Below are 15,180 nucleotides of genomic sequence, written 5' to 3' on the forward strand. Positions count from 1 at the left end.
CCACACGATCTGTCACGCCCCTCGCACAGCTCTTGATGTGACATGCCCATGTCGTCACCCTGTTACCTGACGCCCACCCCACAGAAACCTGGCGTCGCCACGATGGCCGAGCCCCACTCGCCGACCGTCCAAGCACCCCGCATCCCCACACCCCCGCACCCCCGCATCAAGGGAGTTCACATGTCCCGTGTCTACGCGCGTCGCCTCGCTGTCGTCGCCGCAACCGCCGCACTCGCCGCCACGTCCGCCCTGTTCACCGCACCGAGCGCGCAGGCCGCCATGCCCACCCCGGTCAGCGCGGCGACCGCACGCACCTACCTCGGCCAGCTCACCGTCGGCGCGGAGGGCTCGTCCAGCGGCTACAGCCGCGACAAGTTCCCGCACTGGATCACCCAGTCGGGGACCTGCAACACCCGCGAGGTCGTCCTCAAGCGCGACGGCACGAACGTCCAGCAGAACGACTCCTGCGCTGCTGTCAGCGGCAGTTGGTACTCGCCCTACGACGGCGCCACCTGGAGCGCCGCGTCCGACGTGGACATCGATCACATGATCCCGCTGGCCGAAGCCTGGCGCTCCGGCGCGAGCAGCTGGACCACCACCCAACGCCGGTCGTTCGCCAACGACCTGACCCGCCCTCAGCTCATCGCGGTCACCGACAACGTGAACCAGTCCAAGGGCGACAGGGACCCGGCCGAGTGGATGCCGCCGCGGTCCTCGTACAAGTGCGTCTACGTCCGCGCCTGGGTCCACGTCAAGAAGCACTACAACCTGAGCGTGGACTCCGCCGAGAAGAGCGCCCTGCAGTCGATCCTGAACGGCTGCTGACCCACCTCGCACGACCGGTGAGGCCACCGGTCGTGCACGGCCGTCTGCCAGCGTGCACGACCGCCGACCCGCCGGAACCCGTGCACCACTCCCCCTCGTTCCGTACGTTGCGGAGCCCATCCGTGACGGTGTGGCGAGGAAGCAGCACATGGCCGGGGCTGCGCGCGGGACCACTGCCGCGGTACGTCGGCCGGCAGCGCCGGGCCCACCGCGACCGTCCGGGTCGAGGCGAGCCGTCCGTACACCGTGGAGGTCACGTGTGCGTACGGCACCTCGGGGTATCGCCCACCTTCGCGGCGGCCGGGCACCGCCACGCCCCTGGTGGTGGTGACGTATCCGACCTCCCCGGCCCCGAACCCGGGGTCGCCCCGGTGCCCGCATCCTCCAGCCGGCCCGCTTCCCCGTGCGGCGCCCCATCCCCCGGTCGATCCGGTCGGCTTTCCGCCACGACCGGAGCCGGGCGGGCCGGTGGATCGGCCGGATGCAGACACGCCACGGTCGTACGGGAGCGCCGTCGGCGAACGAGGCGAGGCAGGGCGGCGGGCGACCCGCCGGTTCAGTTCGGTAACCAGCTCATGGGACTCACGCACTTGGCTGAAAATCTGCTCTGACATGGGTACAGGCGGGAGCGAGCACGCGAAAAGCCCAGCTGGAGGCGATTCTTGAGCGTTCACCCACCTCCGCGATTAAGGCGATTTTCAGCCACTCAATAGAATGTTGAACTTGCAAGCACTGGTGAGGTTTCCCTAACCTGAGGTGCCCAGTCGGTTCACGTCCCCACCACGACCGAAGGAGCCCCCCATGCTCACCCACCTGAACCGGGCGCAGCCGTACGCGCTCGGCCTCTTCCGTTTCGTCATCGGCCTGCTCTTCGCCTTTCACGGTGCCGCCACGCTCTTCGGAGCATTCGGCGGCAACCAGGCGGAGACCGGCGCCTGGCCCGGCTGGTACGCCGCTCTGATCCAGCTGGTCTGCGGCGTTCTGGTCGCCCTCGGCCTCGGCACCCGTGCCGCGGCCTTCCTCGCCTCGGGATCGATGGCCTACGCGTACTTCACGGTGCATCAGCCCGAGGCGTTCCTGCCGCTCCAGAACGGCGGCGAGACGCCGGTGATGTTCTGCTGGGCGTTCCTGCTGCTGGTCTTCACCGGACCGGGTGCCGGCGCCCTCGACCGCTTCTTCGGTGCGGGGGACACGGCGGCCACCGCAGAGGGCGCGGCCCGGCACGAGCAGGCCCCGGCCGTCCCGGCCTGACCGGCCGCCCGCACGCCCGGCCCTCCCCCGGGCCCCCGCGTTCCGGCGCCGACCCGGCACGCGGCGAGGCACCGACGGCCAGGCCCGGGAACGTACAGCAGGTGTCTGCCGCCCGCTCGGAGGAACGGGAACCTACGGCAGCGTCTGCCCCGGCCCGGAGGAGCGGGAACGTAACGGCGGTGTGCCGATCGCCCCGCGCCGAGAAGCGGGAACCTGCTGCGGTGTCCCGCCCCCTCTCGCGGGGGAGCGGGACACCGCTGTACGCCGCCGCCGATCCGTCCAAGGGCGCGGAGCCCGCGTCACCCCCGCGGGTGGGGCCCGAACGGCACCGAGAAGCAGGCCGCCCGCTCCCCCGAACCGCCCTGCCCGTCATGGATGATCACCGACCGCGCCCCGCCCGCCCGGAAACCCCAGCCGTGCAGGGCCTCCGCCCTCCCGTCGCCGTCCTCGTCCGTCCGGAAGTCCAGCCACACCTCGTTGACCGGGTCCGCGGTCGCCGCCGGGCGGTGCTGGTAGTGGGGCCCCGCCGCGGCGGGATCGGCGCCGCAGGGCGAGGTGTGCACATGCATCCCGTACGCACGGCCTGGCACGAGCCCCCGCAACCGGGCCCCGACCCGGGTGCCGGACGGGTCCGCGACCTGTGTGACCTCGATCCGCGCGCCCGCCGGCACCAGCCGGGCGTCGTACGTCAGCGCGTCGGACGGGACGAAGGAACCAGGCGGCGAGAACACCCCCGTGGCCCGCATCCACGAACTGTCGCCCGCTGCGGCGACAGCGTCGGTGCGGCTCGGGTCTCCACCGCCACCGGGCCCCTGCGCCGAGGGCTCCGCCGCAGGAGCGCCGTGCGCGCCGTGGCCACCGGGGGCCGCGCCGGGCGTCACGCCGTCCGCTCCTCGGGCGACTCCGACGCCGACGCCGACACCGCAGGCCAGCGTCAGCAGGGCCACCGCGCCCGCCAGCACGCCCGGGACCCGCGAGACCCTCCGGACCCGCGCAGCCGCGCCGCCCTCCCGTCCCGCCGTCCCCCGCCGCCCCGAACTCGGGTGCGACGGCCCGTGTCCCGTCCGTACCGTCCATGCCGTCATGCGCTGCTCCTCGCTCGTGCCGGTCGTTCTCCCCGCCTAACGGGCACATGGCCTCCAGGTGTACGTGACCTGCACAACATCACCCGCCCTGGGCGATGTCCGGAGAACCCTCACGCGTACGCTGTACAGCTGAACCTGCCGCCCCTGCCGCTCCCCTGCGACGTCGCGGCGTTGACACGATCGGGGAGTAGTAGACGGTGCTAGAGAGTGTGGCCGCGCTGACCAGCAGCCCATGGATCTACGCGGTGGTCGCCCTCTCCGTTCTCCTGGATGTCTTCCTGCCCCTGCTGCCCAGCGGCGTTCTCGTCATCACGGCCGCCACGGCGGCCGCGGCGGGCAGCACCACCGTCAGCGGCGCCGGCGAGGGCACCGGCGGGCAGGTCCCCTCGCTGGTCGTGCTGATCCTGTGCGCGGCCGCCGCCTCGGTGCTCGGCGACCTCGTCGCGTACCGGCTCGCCTGGCGCGGAGGCGACCGGCTGGACCGGGTCATCGCCCGCTCCCGGCGTCTCACCACCGCGCAGGAACGTCTCGGCGCGGCGCTGAGCCGGGGCGGCGGCGCGCTGGTGATCATCGCCCGGTTCGCTCCTGCGGGCCGCTCCGTGGTCTCCCTCGGCGCGGGCGCCGCCCACCGCAGGAAGCGGGACTTCCTTCCCTGGTCCGCGCTGGCGGGCCTGGCCTGGGCGGGTTACAGCGTGGGGCTCGGCTACTTCGGTGGCCGGTGGCTGGGCTCGACGTGGTTCGGCACGGCCGTTTCGGTGCTGGCCCTGTTCATGGCGGGCGCGCTGGCCGCGTTCGTGGTGAAGCGCCCGCCGACGCGGACGACGACAGCGGCCGGGGCAGCGGCGGGGACGGCGTCGGCAGAGACGGGGTCGGGAAAGACGGAGACGGTGGCGACGGAGGCGGAGGCACCGGGAGTCAAGGCCGGGGCCGGAGCCGCAGCCGCAGCCGCAGCCGCAGCGCCGACGACACTGCCGCTCGTGACCGTGCCCGCGCCTGCCCCCGGCGGGTCGACCGCCCTCGGCGGACCGGGACCGGTGCCGGCGCCCGCACCGGCCGCCCCCTGAACGAAAGGCAGAGCGAACCGGCCCGCCGGAGGAGCACGATCGTCCGGGTGGCGGGGCTCAGCTCTTGGCCGCGCCCCGTACCTCCAGGCCGTCGAGCAGCTTCATCGTGGCTGCGGTGATCTCCTCGACGGCCCGGTCGAAGACCTCCCGGTTGTGCGCGGCGGGCGCGCGGAACCCGGAGACCTTGCGTACGTACTGAAGGGCGGCGGCCCGCATGTCCTCCTCGGTGGCCTCTTCGGGGAGGGCGGGTGGGCGAAGCGTCTTGATGCTGCGGCACATGACTCCAGTGTGGACCGCACCACTGACAATGTGCACCGCATCACTGACACGGACACCCGTCGTCGCCCGCGTCCCACCCCACCCGTCCCGTCCACCCCGCCCCGCCCCGCCGCAGGACCGGTTCACCTGCTCACCGTCCTGCGGCGGTCGGCCCGGGGCCCGGCGTTCGGATCAGGCCCTAACTGCTCCGCACCAGGTCGCTCGGGGTCGACCGGTCGGTGCACAGGGCCCAGATGATGAAGACGTCGATCGCGATGGTGACGATGGCCCAGACCGGGGTGTACGGAAGCCACATGAAGTTGGCGATGAGGTTCAGGGCGGCGAGGCCGACGCCCGCCCCACGGGCCCAGGTCGCGCCCTTGAGGATGCCCAGGCCCACGAGGATGAGGATCACGCCGAGCACGAGGTGGATCCAGCCCCACGAGGTCACGCTGAACTTGAAGACGTAGTCGTTGATCCGCGTGTAGACGTCGTCCGAGGCGATCCCCGCGATGCCCTTCAGCACTCCGAGGATGCCGTCCACGAAGAGCAGGACACCCGCGAACACCGTTCCTCCGGCCGCCCACGGGCTGCCGGAGCCTCCGCCCGGACGGGGATCGGCGGGGCGCGAGGCACCGGGTGTGGGGGCGCTGGGCTGCGACATGAGGACTCCTTGGTCGGAGCAGACGCCGGGCGCCTGCTGTCCTGACCTGCCCTGGTGGTGTGTGCAGATCAGCTCCGACGTTCCTCGCGGCCCCTGGCCGCAGCCACCCGGACGCACCCGTTCGGGTGATGTGTCACGGCGCGCTGACCGTGACGATGCGCCCCTGGGCGTCGACGGTGAGAGCCACCCGCTCGACGCGGTTGACCAGGGCGACGCCGGCCCACACGAGCCCCCACACCAGACACGAGAAAACGGTGAGGAAGGCGTGCAGCACATGGTTCACCGGCTGCCCGCGCACCAGCACCACCTGGCTCCCGGAGCGCGACTCGACGCGCCAGCCGCTCGCGATGCGCCGGCTCACGACCCAGTCCAGGATCAGCGCGCGCTGCGCGGCGTCGGGAGGGTCGCAGCCGGCCACGTAATACCCGGGCGGCGGTTCGACCGAGGTGCTCTCGCGTGCCGTACGACGACGCTTCACGGGATCACTCCCAGGTGTCGAGGTCGCCACCGCGCCATTCGATCAGGCCGGGCCGGTCCAGCTCGACGACCTTGTCGGGCCCCGGGGCGAATCCCGCGGCCCGCAGCAGCGCGGCCACCTCGCCCCGCCCGTGCGCCAGACCCACGATCTGTCCGTGCACGGTGACCCGCCGCCCTCCGGTCGCGGAAGGCGGATAGACGATCACGGGCGGGTGCTCGGCCATGCCTCCACGGTGCCCCGAGCACTGCCCCCGCGCATCCCGGGAGGCGGTCCCTCCGCTCCCGCCCCTGCCGGCGGAACCGTCCGGGCGCGGGTCGACGTCCCCGCAGACGTTCGTACGTACGATCATGGATCACGACGGAGGCCCGCCATGGCGGCAGCGACTGCCCGCTACCTGTACCTCACGCGACACGGTCAGGCCTCCGCCGACGAGAGCACGCTGACGTACGACGGCCGACGTCAGGCCGCCCTGCTCGGGGAGCGGCTCCGCGGGGTTCCGATCACGGCGATCCACCACGGCCCGCTCGCGCGCGCCGAGCAGACGGCGCGGCTGGTCGGCGAACAGCTGGCGGGGGTTCCCCTGCTGCGGTCCGAACCGGCCGGCGACTACATCCCGTACCTGCCTCGACGGGAGGAGCTGCCGGCGGATTCGGCCGCCGAGACCCTCGCCCGGCTGGCCGGCTTCCCGGCGGCGGAGCGCGAGCAGGGCCCCGGGCTGGCCGGCGAGGCCCTCGCGCGGTTCACGGGAACGGTCGAGGGCGACGAGCCCCGCCACGAACTCCTCGTCACCCACAACTTCCTCGTCGGCTGGCTCGTCCGGGCCGCGCTGGACGCCCCGAAGTGGCGCTGGCTGGGCATCAACCACGCCAACGCCGCGCTGACCGTCATCCGTTACGCGCCCGGCCGTCCCCCGGCCCTCCTCCTGTTCAACGACACCGGCCATCTGCCCGCCGAACTCCGCTGGACCGGTTTCCCGTCCGAGCTGCACGTCTGAGAGCAGTCCCGGCGGGCGCTCACCCGGCACGGGCAGCGGCGGCGGCCCCGGATTAGGCACTCCGGCCACGACCGCGGATCAACGACAGCGGAAGCCCGTACGTCCCGGCGTCCACGGCCGCGACGAGGCCCCGGCCGCCCGGTCCGGCCGGTCCGGCCGGGGCTCCGTCGGCCCCGGTGACCACGCGGTCGGCGGCCCGGCACAGCCGTCACGCTCCCCCGGCGCGAGGGCGCGGCCGAGCCCCCGGTGCCGGGTGTCCTCGTCCAGCTCCACAGCCGCCTCCCAACGGCCCGCCACTCCGCGCCCGAGCACCAGCACTCCCCCGTCCGTCTCCCACAGCCGTACTCCGTCCCGGTGCCGACGGGCACTCACTACGCGCGGTGCACAGGATCGGTGACCTCCCGCAGCTCCGTCCCGGGCACACCGGGCAGCGAGGACGCCACGGTCAGGAGGTCGATCGTGTCGGTGACCCGCCCGGTGCGTTCCAGCAAGGCCATCAGGAAGCGCGTATCCCCCGAGGGGCGACCGCACATTACCTCTGGCGTCATCGACCTCGCGCCCCCGCCCCGGCAGCATCGGGCACACCGATGGGAAGTCCCCACAGAACCTCCCCCAGCAGCGAGGAGAACATCATGTCCGTCACGGCCGCCACTCCCACAGCGAGTTCGGACGCCGGCACGCCCGACCCCGCCGAGATGACCCGGACCGTGGTCCGGGAGTTCCTCGCCGCCCGGCAGGCCGGGGACGCAGCGAGGCTCACCGCGCTCTTCGCCGACGAGGTCGACTGGCTGCTCGCCGAGAACCCGGCCGTGCCGTGGATCCGCCCCCGGTCCACGGCCGCCGAATGCGCCGCCCAGTTCGCGGAGTTGATGGAGCACACCGTGCCCCAGGACTCGCGGGCCTCCGTCGACGCCTTCCTCGTGGACGGCGCCGACGCCGTACTGACGGGGCACCTTTCGGGGACCGTACGTGCGACGGGCAGGTCCTTCGAGGGACCGTTCGCGCTCCGCCTCACCGTCGAGGACGGCCGGATCACCCGGCACCACCTCTACGAGAACAGCCTGTCGATCGCGGAAGCCGTGAGGAACCACGCCTCATGACCGTGGGCGCGTGAGGGATGCCGAAGGCCCCCGACCATGATCGGTCGGGGGCCTTCGTACCGGTGGGCGCGGACGGTTTCGAACCGCCGACATCTGCTTTGTAAGAGCAGCGCTCTACCCCTGAGCTACGCACCCGTGGATAGGCAACAGCGTACATGGACCGGGGCCCCTGCTCATAAACAGTTCGGGGCGGGGGCCGGGCCGCCGCCTCCGGGGGCCGGAACCGGGGCGGGCCCGGGGCCGGAACCGGGCACCCGCCCGGGGCCGGAACCGGGGGATAACCCCACCACGAGACGGTAGCCGTCCGGATCCCGCCGGGAGCCCGCGGTGCATACGGTTTGAGTGCACCGGCAGCGACGTCCGGTGGCACCGACCGGCAGCACGCACTGGGGGACCGATCACCGTGGACATCGTTACGAGCACACCGACCCGCACCCGCTTCGGGGTTCCCGGGCGGGCCCTCGCCCTGGGGTGCGGGGTCGCGTTGCTGGTCCTGGCGCTCACCGGGTGCGGGAGTACGGACGTGGACGGCGCCCCCGTCGAGCGCAAGTCGTTCGCGCTGGAAGGGAAGACGCTGACCATCGAAGCCGACAACGGCACCGTGGACCTCGTGCCGGCCGACGTGGCGCAGGTCGAGGTGGAGCGGCAGGTCGACGGGTGGGTGGTGCTCGGCAGCGGGCCCGACCCCGTCTGGAGCATGAAGGGCGACACCCTCACGCTCCGGGTGAAGTGCAAGGCGGTGATCGACAACTGTGACTCCCGGCACCGGGTGAAGGTGCCGCGCGGGGTCGATGTGGCGGCCTCGTCGGACAACGGGACGATCAGCGCCACGGGCTTCGACCGCGCGCTGGACCTCTCGTCCGACAACGGAGAGATCAACGTCCACGACGCCGGCGGCGCCCTGAAGCTGAAGAGCGACAACGGGGAGATCCGGGCGGACCGGATATCCGGCTCCTCCGTGATCGCCCGCGCCGACAACGGGGAGATCCGGCTGGGCTTCAGCTCCGTGCCCGACCTCGTGGACACCGTGAGCGACAACGGGGGCATCACCATCGATCTGCCGCCGGGCGGGCAGAAGTACGCGGTGAACGCCTCCGCCGACAACGGGGACGTCTCGATCGGGGTGCCGCGCGGCGACGACAGCGTCCATGTGGTGAAGGCGCACAGCGACAACGGCCAAGTCACCGTGCGAAGCGCGAACTAACCGACCCGTGTGTTCGTCCTTACCTGGTGGGAGAATGTACCGGGCAGGGCGAATCGGCACGGGAGAGGGATGTGACGGCGACACACGCGCGGCCGGAGACAGGAGCGGGTGGAAGTTCCGCCGTCCAGAGTGGTGAGGGTCTGCCGGGGCAGCGCGCCTCCGGGAGGTCGCGGATGCCGGGCGGTCGGGGCGGACCCGGGGGCCGGGGCTCCGGCGGTCGGGGCGGAGCCGGGGGCCGGGACTTTCTGGCGCTGATGCTGCTGCCCGTGCCCCTCCTGCTCGCCGCGCTGCCCGCCGCCTTCGCCGGTGGCGGTACCCGCCGGTGGTTCGGCGGGCGCGGGGAGAATCAGCGGGCCGAGGCGCAGGCCGCGAAGGACGCCGCCGCCGAGGCCTTCTACGATCTGGACAGCGCCCAGCGCGATCTCAGGATCTCCATCGAGACCATCAACGCCGTGGACAGCTCCTCACGCGGACGTAAGGCCTCCGAGGACTTCGCCGCACTCGGCCGGCGCATCGACGAGGTCAGTCACGCCTACATCACCGCCGTCGACAGCCATGACCTGGACCGGGACGATCTGGAGCCCGCCGTCGCCGCCCGAGCCCGCACCGAGCTGACCCGGGCCAAGGACGACCTCGTACGGGTCAAGGGCGAGCTGGACCGCTTCGCCCAGGGTCTCGGGCCCCTGCTGGGCAGCGCGGAGACGCAGCTCGCCCGGCTCGCCCCCGCCGTCGAGCGGGCCCGGCAGGCGCTCCTGGGAGCGAGCAACGCCCTCGACACCGTACGGGCCGCAGGGCTGCGGGCCGATGAGCTCGCCGCCCGGCTCGCCGCGCTCGCCCCGGAGCTGACCAAGCTGAACCAGGGCGCGGGAAAGCACGGCGTCGCGGAGACCCTCCAGCGGGCCGATGTGGTGCTGCGCGATGCGGAGGCCCTGCGTGCCGAGGCCGAGCGACTGCCCGAGCGGGCCGCCGAGATCGACCGCCGGCTCGTATCGCTGCGGACCCGCGCCCAGGCCCTGACCACCCGGGCGGGCTCGGTGGAGCCGGTGCTCAGTGAATTGCGGCGGCGTTTCTCGGCCGCCTGCTGGCAGGACCTCCAGCCCGTCCCGGAGCAGGCCGCCGTCAATGTCCGGCAGGCCGAGGACAAGCTCTCCGAGGCGGCGAAGGCACGCGACGAGCAGCGCTGGGCGGACGCCACGTCCCGGCTGAGTACGGTCCGCGCCCTGCTCAACGCGACGGACGAGGCGGTGTCCGCCGCCGGGGACCGGTTGCGGCAGTTGAACGCCGTGGCGAAGGACCCGCAGCAGGAGATCGAGCGCACCCGGTTCGCGGTGCGGGACGCCCAGCGCCTCGCCATGGCCGGCCGGCACACGCCCGACCCCCGGCACGCCCGGCCGCTGGACGACTCCGTGGCCCGGCTGGAACGCGCCATCGCCGGTCTGGAGGGGCGCCACCCCGACTACTGGCACTTTCTGACCGAGACCGAGGCCGTGCGGCAGACCGCCGCCCAGGTCGTCTCCGACATCCGCGAGACGCGCGGCGCCGGCGCCTGAGCCCGACCGAGCGAGCGACACGCGGTCCGGCCGGTGCTCGAACCCGAGCGACACACGCGGTACCGGCCGCCGCCCGCAGTCTCGCGCTATCAGGGGGCGTAGCCGCCGGGGCCGCGATGGCTCTAGCCTGAGCCCATGCCTCGTTACGAATTCCGCTGCCGCACCTGCGGAGACACGTTCGAACTCAGCCGTCCCATGGCCCAGTCCTCGGACCCCGCCTCCTGCCCCGCCGGCCACGACGACACCGTCAAACTGCTGTCCGCCGTGGCCGTGGGCGGTGCCGCCGGGTCCGCTCCCGCACCGTCCGGCGGCGGTGGGGGCGGGGGCTGCTGCGGGGGCGGGTGCTGCGGCTGAGCCCGGCGGCAGCACCACGACCGCGGGAGGGGCGCTACTTCTTGCGGGACAGCGTCAGGCCGTCCGAGACCGTCAGCAGGATGCTGTCCATCCGGGCGTCGGCGCTCACGTGGTCGTTGAACTCCTTGATCGCCGCGGCCGGGCCGGTCGCCTCCGGGTCCGTGACCCTGCCGTGGAAGAGCACGTTGTCCGTGACGATGACCCCGCCCTGCCGCATCCGGGGCACCAGCTCCTCCCAGTACGCGATGTAGCCGCCCTTGTCCGCGTCCAGGTAGGCGAAGTCGATGTGCGGCTCGGCGGGCATCGCGCTCAGGGTGTCCAGGGCCGGGGCGATGCGCAGGTCGATCCGGTCCGCGACGCCCGCCTTCGCCCAGGCCTCACGGCCGTACGCCGTCCACTCCTCCGAGATGTCGCAGGCGATCAGCGTGCCGTCGGCGGGCAGCGCCTGGGCCATCGCCAGGGCGCTGAACCCGGTGAACGTACCGACCTCCACCACGTGCCGGGCGCCGACCAGCCGGACGAGGAAGGCGAGCAGCGGGGCCTGCTCCTCGGCCGACTGCATGCCCGCGTGATCGGGGAACTGTGCGTACGTGGTGTCCACCAGCTCCCGCTGGACCGAGTCCAGCGGCGGGTTGTGGGCCAGCATGTAGGCGTACAGCTCGTCCGTGATCGTGGTGTCGTTGCCCTTGGTCATCCGACTGCGCTTCCTTCGGTTGTGTCGTGGAGTGGCTGTGCCGTGAAGTGGCTGGGTGGTGGAGCGACTGTGACGTGAAGTGGCGGGGTGCCGCGTCCGTCCGCAGCTCCCCGCACCAGCCTTGCGCATCCAGCGCCCTCACGCAGCGGAAGCGGCCAGAAACCGGCGCAGGATCTCCTCTCCTGCCGCCCAGCCCCGCTCCTCCAGGGCCACCACATGCGGGGCCCGCCAGCCCTCGTCGGCCAGTTCGCCGTGGCCGGGGCGCCAGCCGAGGTCGGCGGCGAGCAGCAGGTCGGCGTCGAGGAGGGAGTCCCCGGCGGCGAGCGTGCGCGTGGCGCCGGTGCGGCGGGCGACCTCGTGCATCGCGGCGCTCTTGGTGAGCGGCGCCGGGACCACGTAGAGCTTGCGGCCCTGGAGCGAAACCGTCCAGCCGCGCGGCCGGGCCCAGGCGGCCAGTTCCTTCACCCACTCCTCGGGCAGCAAAGAGCGTTCGACGACGAGGTAGGCGAAGAGGTCCTCGGCGGCCCGTTCCTTGAGGAGCCAGGCCGGTTCGGCGGTGGTGGCGAGGTGGGCGCGGATCTCGGTGAGCGGGGCGCACTCGGCGGCGATACGGACCTCCACCCGCGTCTGCCAGTCACGGTCGGAGACGCCGTCGACGAGGATGTGGCCGCCGTTGGCGCAGATCGCGTACCGGGGGGCGGGGCCGGGGAGGTGAACGCGGTGGTACTGCTCGCGGGTACGGGTGGTGGTCGGCACGAAGACCGTGGCGTCCGCCACCTCGGTGAGCAGGGCGGCGGCCGTCTCCGTCAGGTACGAGAGGGGCTTGTGGCCGTACACCTCCACGCACAGGAGCCGGGGGGCCTCCGCGTCCGGCATCGACAGGTCGAGCGAGGCCGCCGAGTAGATCAGCGTACGGTCGAGGTCGCTGGCCACCAGCGTGGCCGACGAGGGCGAAGTCACGCTCATGCGCCCTGCACCGCCTTGCCGTCCGCGCCCGTCGCGCCGCGTGTGAACCGGGGGTGGATCAGGCCGACACAGCTGTACGGGAGGTCGTCGGTCTCCTCCACCGGGACGCCGCGCTGTTCGGCCAGCAGCCGGATGTGCTCCAGGTCCGCGCCCGCGCCGCGCTTGGCGAGGATCTTCCAGGGGACCCGGCGGAGCAGGACCCGGGTGGTCTCGCCGACGCCCGGCTTGACCAGGTTGACGTCGTGGATGCCGCACTCCTCGCTGATCCGCTCGACGGCCGCCCAGCCCTCCCAGGTCGGGGCGCGGTCGGCGGCGAGCAGCTCCTTGGCCTCGGTCTCGACCTGGCCGGCCACCTCGTCGAAGCGGTCGGTCACCGTGGTCAGGAAGTCGCCCGAGACGTCGGACCCGGCCAGTTCCCGGTAGAACTTCCCGCCGTGGAAGTCGTCGGGGCCGACCAGGTCGGCGCGGAGCACCGTACGGGAAATGAGGCCGGAGACCGTGGAGTTGAGGCAGGCCGAGGGGATGAGGAAGTCCTCGCGGGTGCCGTACGTCCGTACGCAGCCGCCCGGGTCGGCGAGCACCGCGATCTCCGGGTCGAAGCCGGCGGGTCCGCCCGACGCCTCGAACTCGGCTATCGCCGCCGCCAGTTCGCGGGTGATCGCGCCCTTCCCGGTCCAGCCGTCGACGAACACCACGTCGGCCGGGTCGTGATGGGCGGCCAGCCAGCGCAGGGCGGTGGCGTCGATGCCCCGGCCCCGGACGATGGAGATGGCGTAGTGCGGCAGGTCCAGGCCGTGCCGGTGCTGGGCCCAGCGGCGCATCAGCACCCCGACCGGGGTTCCGGCGCGGGCGAGCGAGACGAGCACGGGGCGCGGTCCGCGTTCGGCGAGGACCGTCTCGGTGACGGTGCCCACCGCGCGGGCGATGCGCGCGGCGGAGGCCTCCAGGGCGGCGGTGAACAGGGCCTGGTACTCGGCGCTCGGCTGGTACTCGACGGGCAGCGACTCCGCGTAGTGCGCGCCGCCGCTCTGGATGGCCTCCTCGCGTTCCTCGGTGGGCGCTTCCAGCTCGGTGTCCGAGAGGTCCTGGAGCAGCCAGCCGACGTCCTCCGGCGCGTAACTGGAGAAGTCGGGGCCTCGGAGGGGCTCGGGCAGCATGGCGGGCTCCTGCCGTTCGGGGGCGGGTGTGCGGGTGCCGGGTACGCCGGTGGGAGCGGCCGTGGCCGGGACGTAGGAAGGGACGACCGCGAGGAGGACGTGGCTGGCGTGCTCGGCGAGCCGGGCCAGCAGTCCGTCGGGGGCGTGCAGTTCGGGGGTGTCGGCGGTGGAGTCGACGACGGCGACCACGGCGTCGAAGCCGGCGCCCGCCACGTTGTACGCGTACCGGTCGCCGGGACCGTCCGCCGGGTCGTCGTGGGCCGGGAAGACGAGGCGGGTGCGTATCGCGTAGCCGGGGTCGTCGACAGCCAGGACGGGCGAGCGGGTGGTGGTGGAGTAGCGGACCTCGGCCTCTGCTCCCAGCCCGGCTTCGAGTGCGGTGCCGAGGCGCAGCGGGGCGTACATCAGCTCCTCGAAGCCGAGCACGAGGACCCGGCGGGGACCCTCGGCCGGGCCCGGCGCGCCGCCCAGCGCGGTCGCGATCCGGTCCGCCATGGCCGGCAGCGCCGCTTCCAGGGCCGCCCGGTGGGCGGGGGTGAAGCCGTGCCGGCCGCCGTCGGGGACGCCCCCGGGCCAGCCGAGGTCGACCCGGGTGACGCGGGCGGGGACGGGGGCACGGGCGTAAGCGCGGGCGGGGACGGAGGCGGGGGCTGAGGCAGGGGCGGGGGCGGGGGCTGAGGCAGCGCGTTCGACGTCCTGCCCCGCCTGACCAGCCTGCCCTGCCTCTCCCGCCTGACCGACCCGTCCCTCCTGCTCCGCCTCCTCCTTCGCCTGCTCCGCTTCCTGGGCCGCGACCAGGGCCTGGCCGCGTTCCAGCACGCCGTCCGGCAGGGCGACCGTCCCGGTGCTGCGGGTCACCAGGTCGACACGGGCGCCGATCTCGGCGGCGAAGGCGGTCAGCCGGTCGCGGTCGCCGGCCGAGCGCATGTCGACCAGGGCGACGATGACGTACCGCTCGCGCGGGTGCAGGGCGTGCAGCGCGCGGATGGTGTTCAGGACCGTGTTGCCGGTGGAGAACTCGTCGTCGACCAGCACCAGCACGGAGGCGTCGGGCCCGGTCCCGTCGCTCGCCACCAGGTCGCGGTTTTCGGGCAGCAGCAGGTGCGAGGTGGCGTGCGAGTGGGACTCCTCGAAGCCGCCCGCCTGCTCGACGCCCGCCACCGGACGCCGGGTGGAGTGCAGGTACGGGGCGTCCCGCAGGCCGTCCGCGACGGCGTGGCCGAGACCGGTGGCCGTCTCCGCGTATCCGAGGACCACCGCGCGGCGGGCCTCCTCCGCGCCGAGCAGCGCCCGTACCCGCTCACCCAGCTCGAATCCGGCCCCGTGGACGACGGAGGGCCGCTGCGGCACGTGCTTGCCTAGCACGTTGGACACCAGCAGATGCGCCCGCTTGGGGTTGCGGCGCAGGGCCAGGCCCAGCAGTTCCCGGAGATCTCCGTCGCCTTCGAGGGCGACTCCCAGTCGCTCCGCCACCCAGTTGCCCGACCACACCACGTCCACGGTCTCTTCTCTCGTCGCGCGCTCGCTCATCGATGC

The 15,180-nt window shown here is 73.1% G+C and carries 16 protein-coding genes, 1 tRNA gene and 1 pseudogene; 8 read left to right on the plus strand and 10 right to left on the minus strand.

Annotated features, from left to right (window positions below):
- Positions 1-180 precede the first annotated feature (180 nt).
- Both ACGF2Y_RS05855 and ACGF2Y_RS05860 read left to right on the plus strand, forming a co-directional pair.
- Complete coding sequence (locus ACGF2Y_RS05855; RefSeq protein ID WP_392943455.1) at positions 181-825, plus strand: HNH endonuclease family protein; 645 nt, start codon at positions 181-183, stop codon at positions 823-825.
- An 801-nt stretch (positions 826-1,626) separates the two neighbouring features.
- Positions 1,627-2,076, plus strand: a complete 450-nt coding sequence (locus ACGF2Y_RS05860; protein ID WP_392943456.1) for a DoxX family protein — start codon at positions 1,627-1,629, stop codon at positions 2,074-2,076.
- Positions 2,077-2,375: 299 nt separating this feature from the next.
- On the opposite strand, the gene ACGF2Y_RS05865 is transcribed toward ACGF2Y_RS05860, so the two are convergent.
- Entirely contained in the window at positions 2,376-3,161 is a 786-nt protein-coding gene (locus ACGF2Y_RS05865; RefSeq protein ID WP_392943457.1) for a superoxide dismutase family protein, read from the minus strand.
- Positions 3,162-3,358: 197 nt separating this feature from the next.
- Between ACGF2Y_RS05865 and ACGF2Y_RS05870 the strand changes: the two genes are divergently transcribed.
- The gene (locus ACGF2Y_RS05870; RefSeq protein ID WP_392943458.1) at positions 3,359-4,225 is read left to right on the plus strand and encodes a DedA family protein; all 867 of its coding nucleotides are present in this window, start codon (positions 3,359-3,361) and stop codon (positions 4,223-4,225) included.
- A gap of 57 nt (positions 4,226-4,282) precedes the next feature.
- Here ACGF2Y_RS05870 and ACGF2Y_RS05875 read toward each other — a convergent pair whose 3' ends face one another.
- The 4 genes from ACGF2Y_RS05875 to ACGF2Y_RS05890 all read right to left on the minus strand — a co-directional run bounded on the left by ACGF2Y_RS05875 (position 4,283) and on the right by ACGF2Y_RS05890 (position 5,848).
- The gene (locus ACGF2Y_RS05875; protein ID WP_392943459.1) at positions 4,283-4,504 is read right to left on the minus strand and encodes a DUF2277 domain-containing protein; all 222 of its coding nucleotides are present in this window, start codon (positions 4,502-4,504) and stop codon (positions 4,283-4,285) included.
- A 178-nt stretch (positions 4,505-4,682) separates the two neighbouring features.
- Complete coding sequence (locus tag ACGF2Y_RS05880; protein WP_392943460.1) at positions 4,683-5,147, minus strand: hypothetical protein; 465 nt, start codon at positions 5,145-5,147, stop codon at positions 4,683-4,685.
- 133 nt (positions 5,148-5,280) lie between these two features.
- A complete protein-coding gene (locus ACGF2Y_RS05885; protein WP_392943461.1) occupies positions 5,281-5,625 on the minus strand; it encodes a hypothetical protein in 345 nt (114 codons plus the stop codon).
- 4 nt (positions 5,626-5,629) lie between these two features.
- Positions 5,630-5,848: a hypothetical protein gene (locus tag ACGF2Y_RS05890; RefSeq protein WP_007459297.1), complete on the minus strand. Its 219-nt coding sequence runs from the start codon at positions 5,846-5,848 to the stop codon at positions 5,630-5,632.
- A gap of 147 nt (positions 5,849-5,995) precedes the next feature.
- Between ACGF2Y_RS05890 and ACGF2Y_RS05895 the strand changes: the two genes are divergently transcribed.
- Positions 5,996-6,619: a histidine phosphatase family protein gene (locus ACGF2Y_RS05895; protein ID WP_392943462.1), complete on the plus strand. Its 624-nt coding sequence runs from the start codon at positions 5,996-5,998 to the stop codon at positions 6,617-6,619.
- Positions 6,620-6,796: 177 nt separating this feature from the next.
- Here the strand turns inward: ACGF2Y_RS05895 and ACGF2Y_RS05900 are convergent.
- Positions 6,797-7,125: pseudogene (locus ACGF2Y_RS05900) on the minus strand (GNAT family N-acetyltransferase); the annotation flags it as partial.
- A gap of 126 nt (positions 7,126-7,251) precedes the next feature.
- Between ACGF2Y_RS05900 and ACGF2Y_RS05905 the strand changes: the two are divergent.
- Positions 7,252-7,719: a nuclear transport factor 2 family protein gene (locus tag ACGF2Y_RS05905; protein WP_392943463.1), complete on the plus strand. Its 468-nt coding sequence runs from the start codon at positions 7,252-7,254 to the stop codon at positions 7,717-7,719.
- Between the two features lie 63 nt (positions 7,720-7,782).
- Here the strand turns inward: ACGF2Y_RS05905 and ACGF2Y_RS05910 are convergent.
- Positions 7,783-7,854 (minus strand) — tRNA-Val (locus tag ACGF2Y_RS05910).
- A gap of 268 nt (positions 7,855-8,122) precedes the next feature.
- On the opposite strand from ACGF2Y_RS05910, the gene ACGF2Y_RS05915 reads away from it, so the two are divergent.
- From ACGF2Y_RS05915 to ACGF2Y_RS05925, 3 genes are all read left to right on the plus strand, one after another.
- The gene (locus tag ACGF2Y_RS05915) at positions 8,123-8,923 is read left to right on the plus strand and encodes a DUF4097 family beta strand repeat-containing protein (RefSeq protein ID WP_392943464.1); all 801 of its coding nucleotides are present in this window, start codon (positions 8,123-8,125) and stop codon (positions 8,921-8,923) included.
- 71 nt (positions 8,924-8,994) lie between these two features.
- Positions 8,995-10,473 (plus strand): hypothetical protein, encoded by a 1,479-nt coding sequence (locus ACGF2Y_RS05920; RefSeq protein WP_392943465.1) that lies wholly within the window; start codon positions 8,995-8,997, stop codon positions 10,471-10,473.
- Positions 10,474-10,608: 135 nt separating this feature from the next.
- The gene (locus ACGF2Y_RS05925) at positions 10,609-10,827 is read left to right on the plus strand and encodes a zinc ribbon domain-containing protein (protein WP_364881985.1); all 219 of its coding nucleotides are present in this window, start codon (positions 10,609-10,611) and stop codon (positions 10,825-10,827) included.
- 34 nt (positions 10,828-10,861) lie between these two features.
- Here ACGF2Y_RS05925 and ACGF2Y_RS05930 read toward each other — a convergent pair whose 3' ends face one another.
- From ACGF2Y_RS05930 to ACGF2Y_RS05940, 3 genes are all read right to left on the minus strand, one after another.
- Positions 10,862-11,521, minus strand: coding sequence for an O-methyltransferase (locus ACGF2Y_RS05930; protein WP_392943466.1), 660 nt, complete (start codon positions 11,519-11,521; stop codon positions 10,862-10,864).
- 138 nt (positions 11,522-11,659) lie between these two features.
- Positions 11,660-12,487 carry an HAD family hydrolase gene (locus ACGF2Y_RS05935; RefSeq protein WP_392943467.1) on the minus strand — a complete coding sequence of 276 codons (828 nt, stop codon included), beginning with the start codon at positions 12,485-12,487 and terminating at the stop codon, positions 11,660-11,662.
- Positions 12,484-15,174, minus strand: a complete 2,691-nt coding sequence (locus tag ACGF2Y_RS05940; RefSeq protein ID WP_392943468.1) for a phosphoribosyltransferase — start codon at positions 15,172-15,174, stop codon at positions 12,484-12,486. The genes ACGF2Y_RS05935 and ACGF2Y_RS05940 overlap by 4 nt, the downstream gene beginning before the upstream one ends.
- Positions 15,175-15,180 lie beyond the last annotated feature (6 nt).

It is taken from the genome of Streptomyces sp. NPDC048142 (assembly GCF_043202835.1).
Classification (GTDB): domain Bacteria; phylum Actinomycetota; class Actinomycetes; order Streptomycetales; family Streptomycetaceae; genus Streptomyces.

Bases quoted from the DNA above. Each gene is read 5' to 3' on its own strand.
- ACGF2Y_RS05855 (WP_392943455.1), top strand. From the start codon at position 181: ATGTCCCGTGTCTACGCGCGTCGCCTCGCTGTCGTCGCCGCAACCGCC.
- ACGF2Y_RS05925 (WP_364881985.1), top strand. From the start codon at position 10,609: ATGCCTCGTTACGAATTCCGCTGCCGCACCTGCGGAGACACGTTCGAA.
- ACGF2Y_RS05895 (WP_392943462.1), top strand. From the start codon at position 5,996: ATGGCGGCAGCGACTGCCCGCTACCTGTACCTCACGCGACACGGTCAG.
- ACGF2Y_RS05865 (WP_392943457.1), bottom strand. From the start codon at position 3,161: ATGACGGCATGGACGGTACGGACGGGACACGGGCCGTCGCACCCGAGT.
- ACGF2Y_RS05875 (WP_392943459.1), bottom strand. From the start codon at position 4,504: ATGTGCCGCAGCATCAAGACGCTTCGCCCACCCGCCCTCCCCGAAGAG.
- ACGF2Y_RS05935 (WP_392943467.1), bottom strand. From the start codon at position 12,487: ATGAGCGTGACTTCGCCCTCGTCGGCCACGCTGGTGGCCAGCGACCTC.
- ACGF2Y_RS05860 (WP_392943456.1), top strand. From the start codon at position 1,627: ATGCTCACCCACCTGAACCGGGCGCAGCCGTACGCGCTCGGCCTCTTC.
- ACGF2Y_RS05890 (WP_007459297.1), bottom strand. From the start codon at position 5,848: ATGGCCGAGCACCCGCCCGTGATCGTCTATCCGCCTTCCGCGACCGGA.
- ACGF2Y_RS05880 (WP_392943460.1), bottom strand. From the start codon at position 5,147: ATGTCGCAGCCCAGCGCCCCCACACCCGGTGCCTCGCGCCCCGCCGAT.
- ACGF2Y_RS05940 (WP_392943468.1), bottom strand. From the start codon at position 15,174: ATGAGCGAGCGCGCGACGAGAGAAGAGACCGTGGACGTGGTGTGGTCG.
- ACGF2Y_RS05905 (WP_392943463.1), top strand. From the start codon at position 7,252: ATGTCCGTCACGGCCGCCACTCCCACAGCGAGTTCGGACGCCGGCACG.
- ACGF2Y_RS05930 (WP_392943466.1), bottom strand. From the start codon at position 11,521: ATGACCAAGGGCAACGACACCACGATCACGGACGAGCTGTACGCCTAC.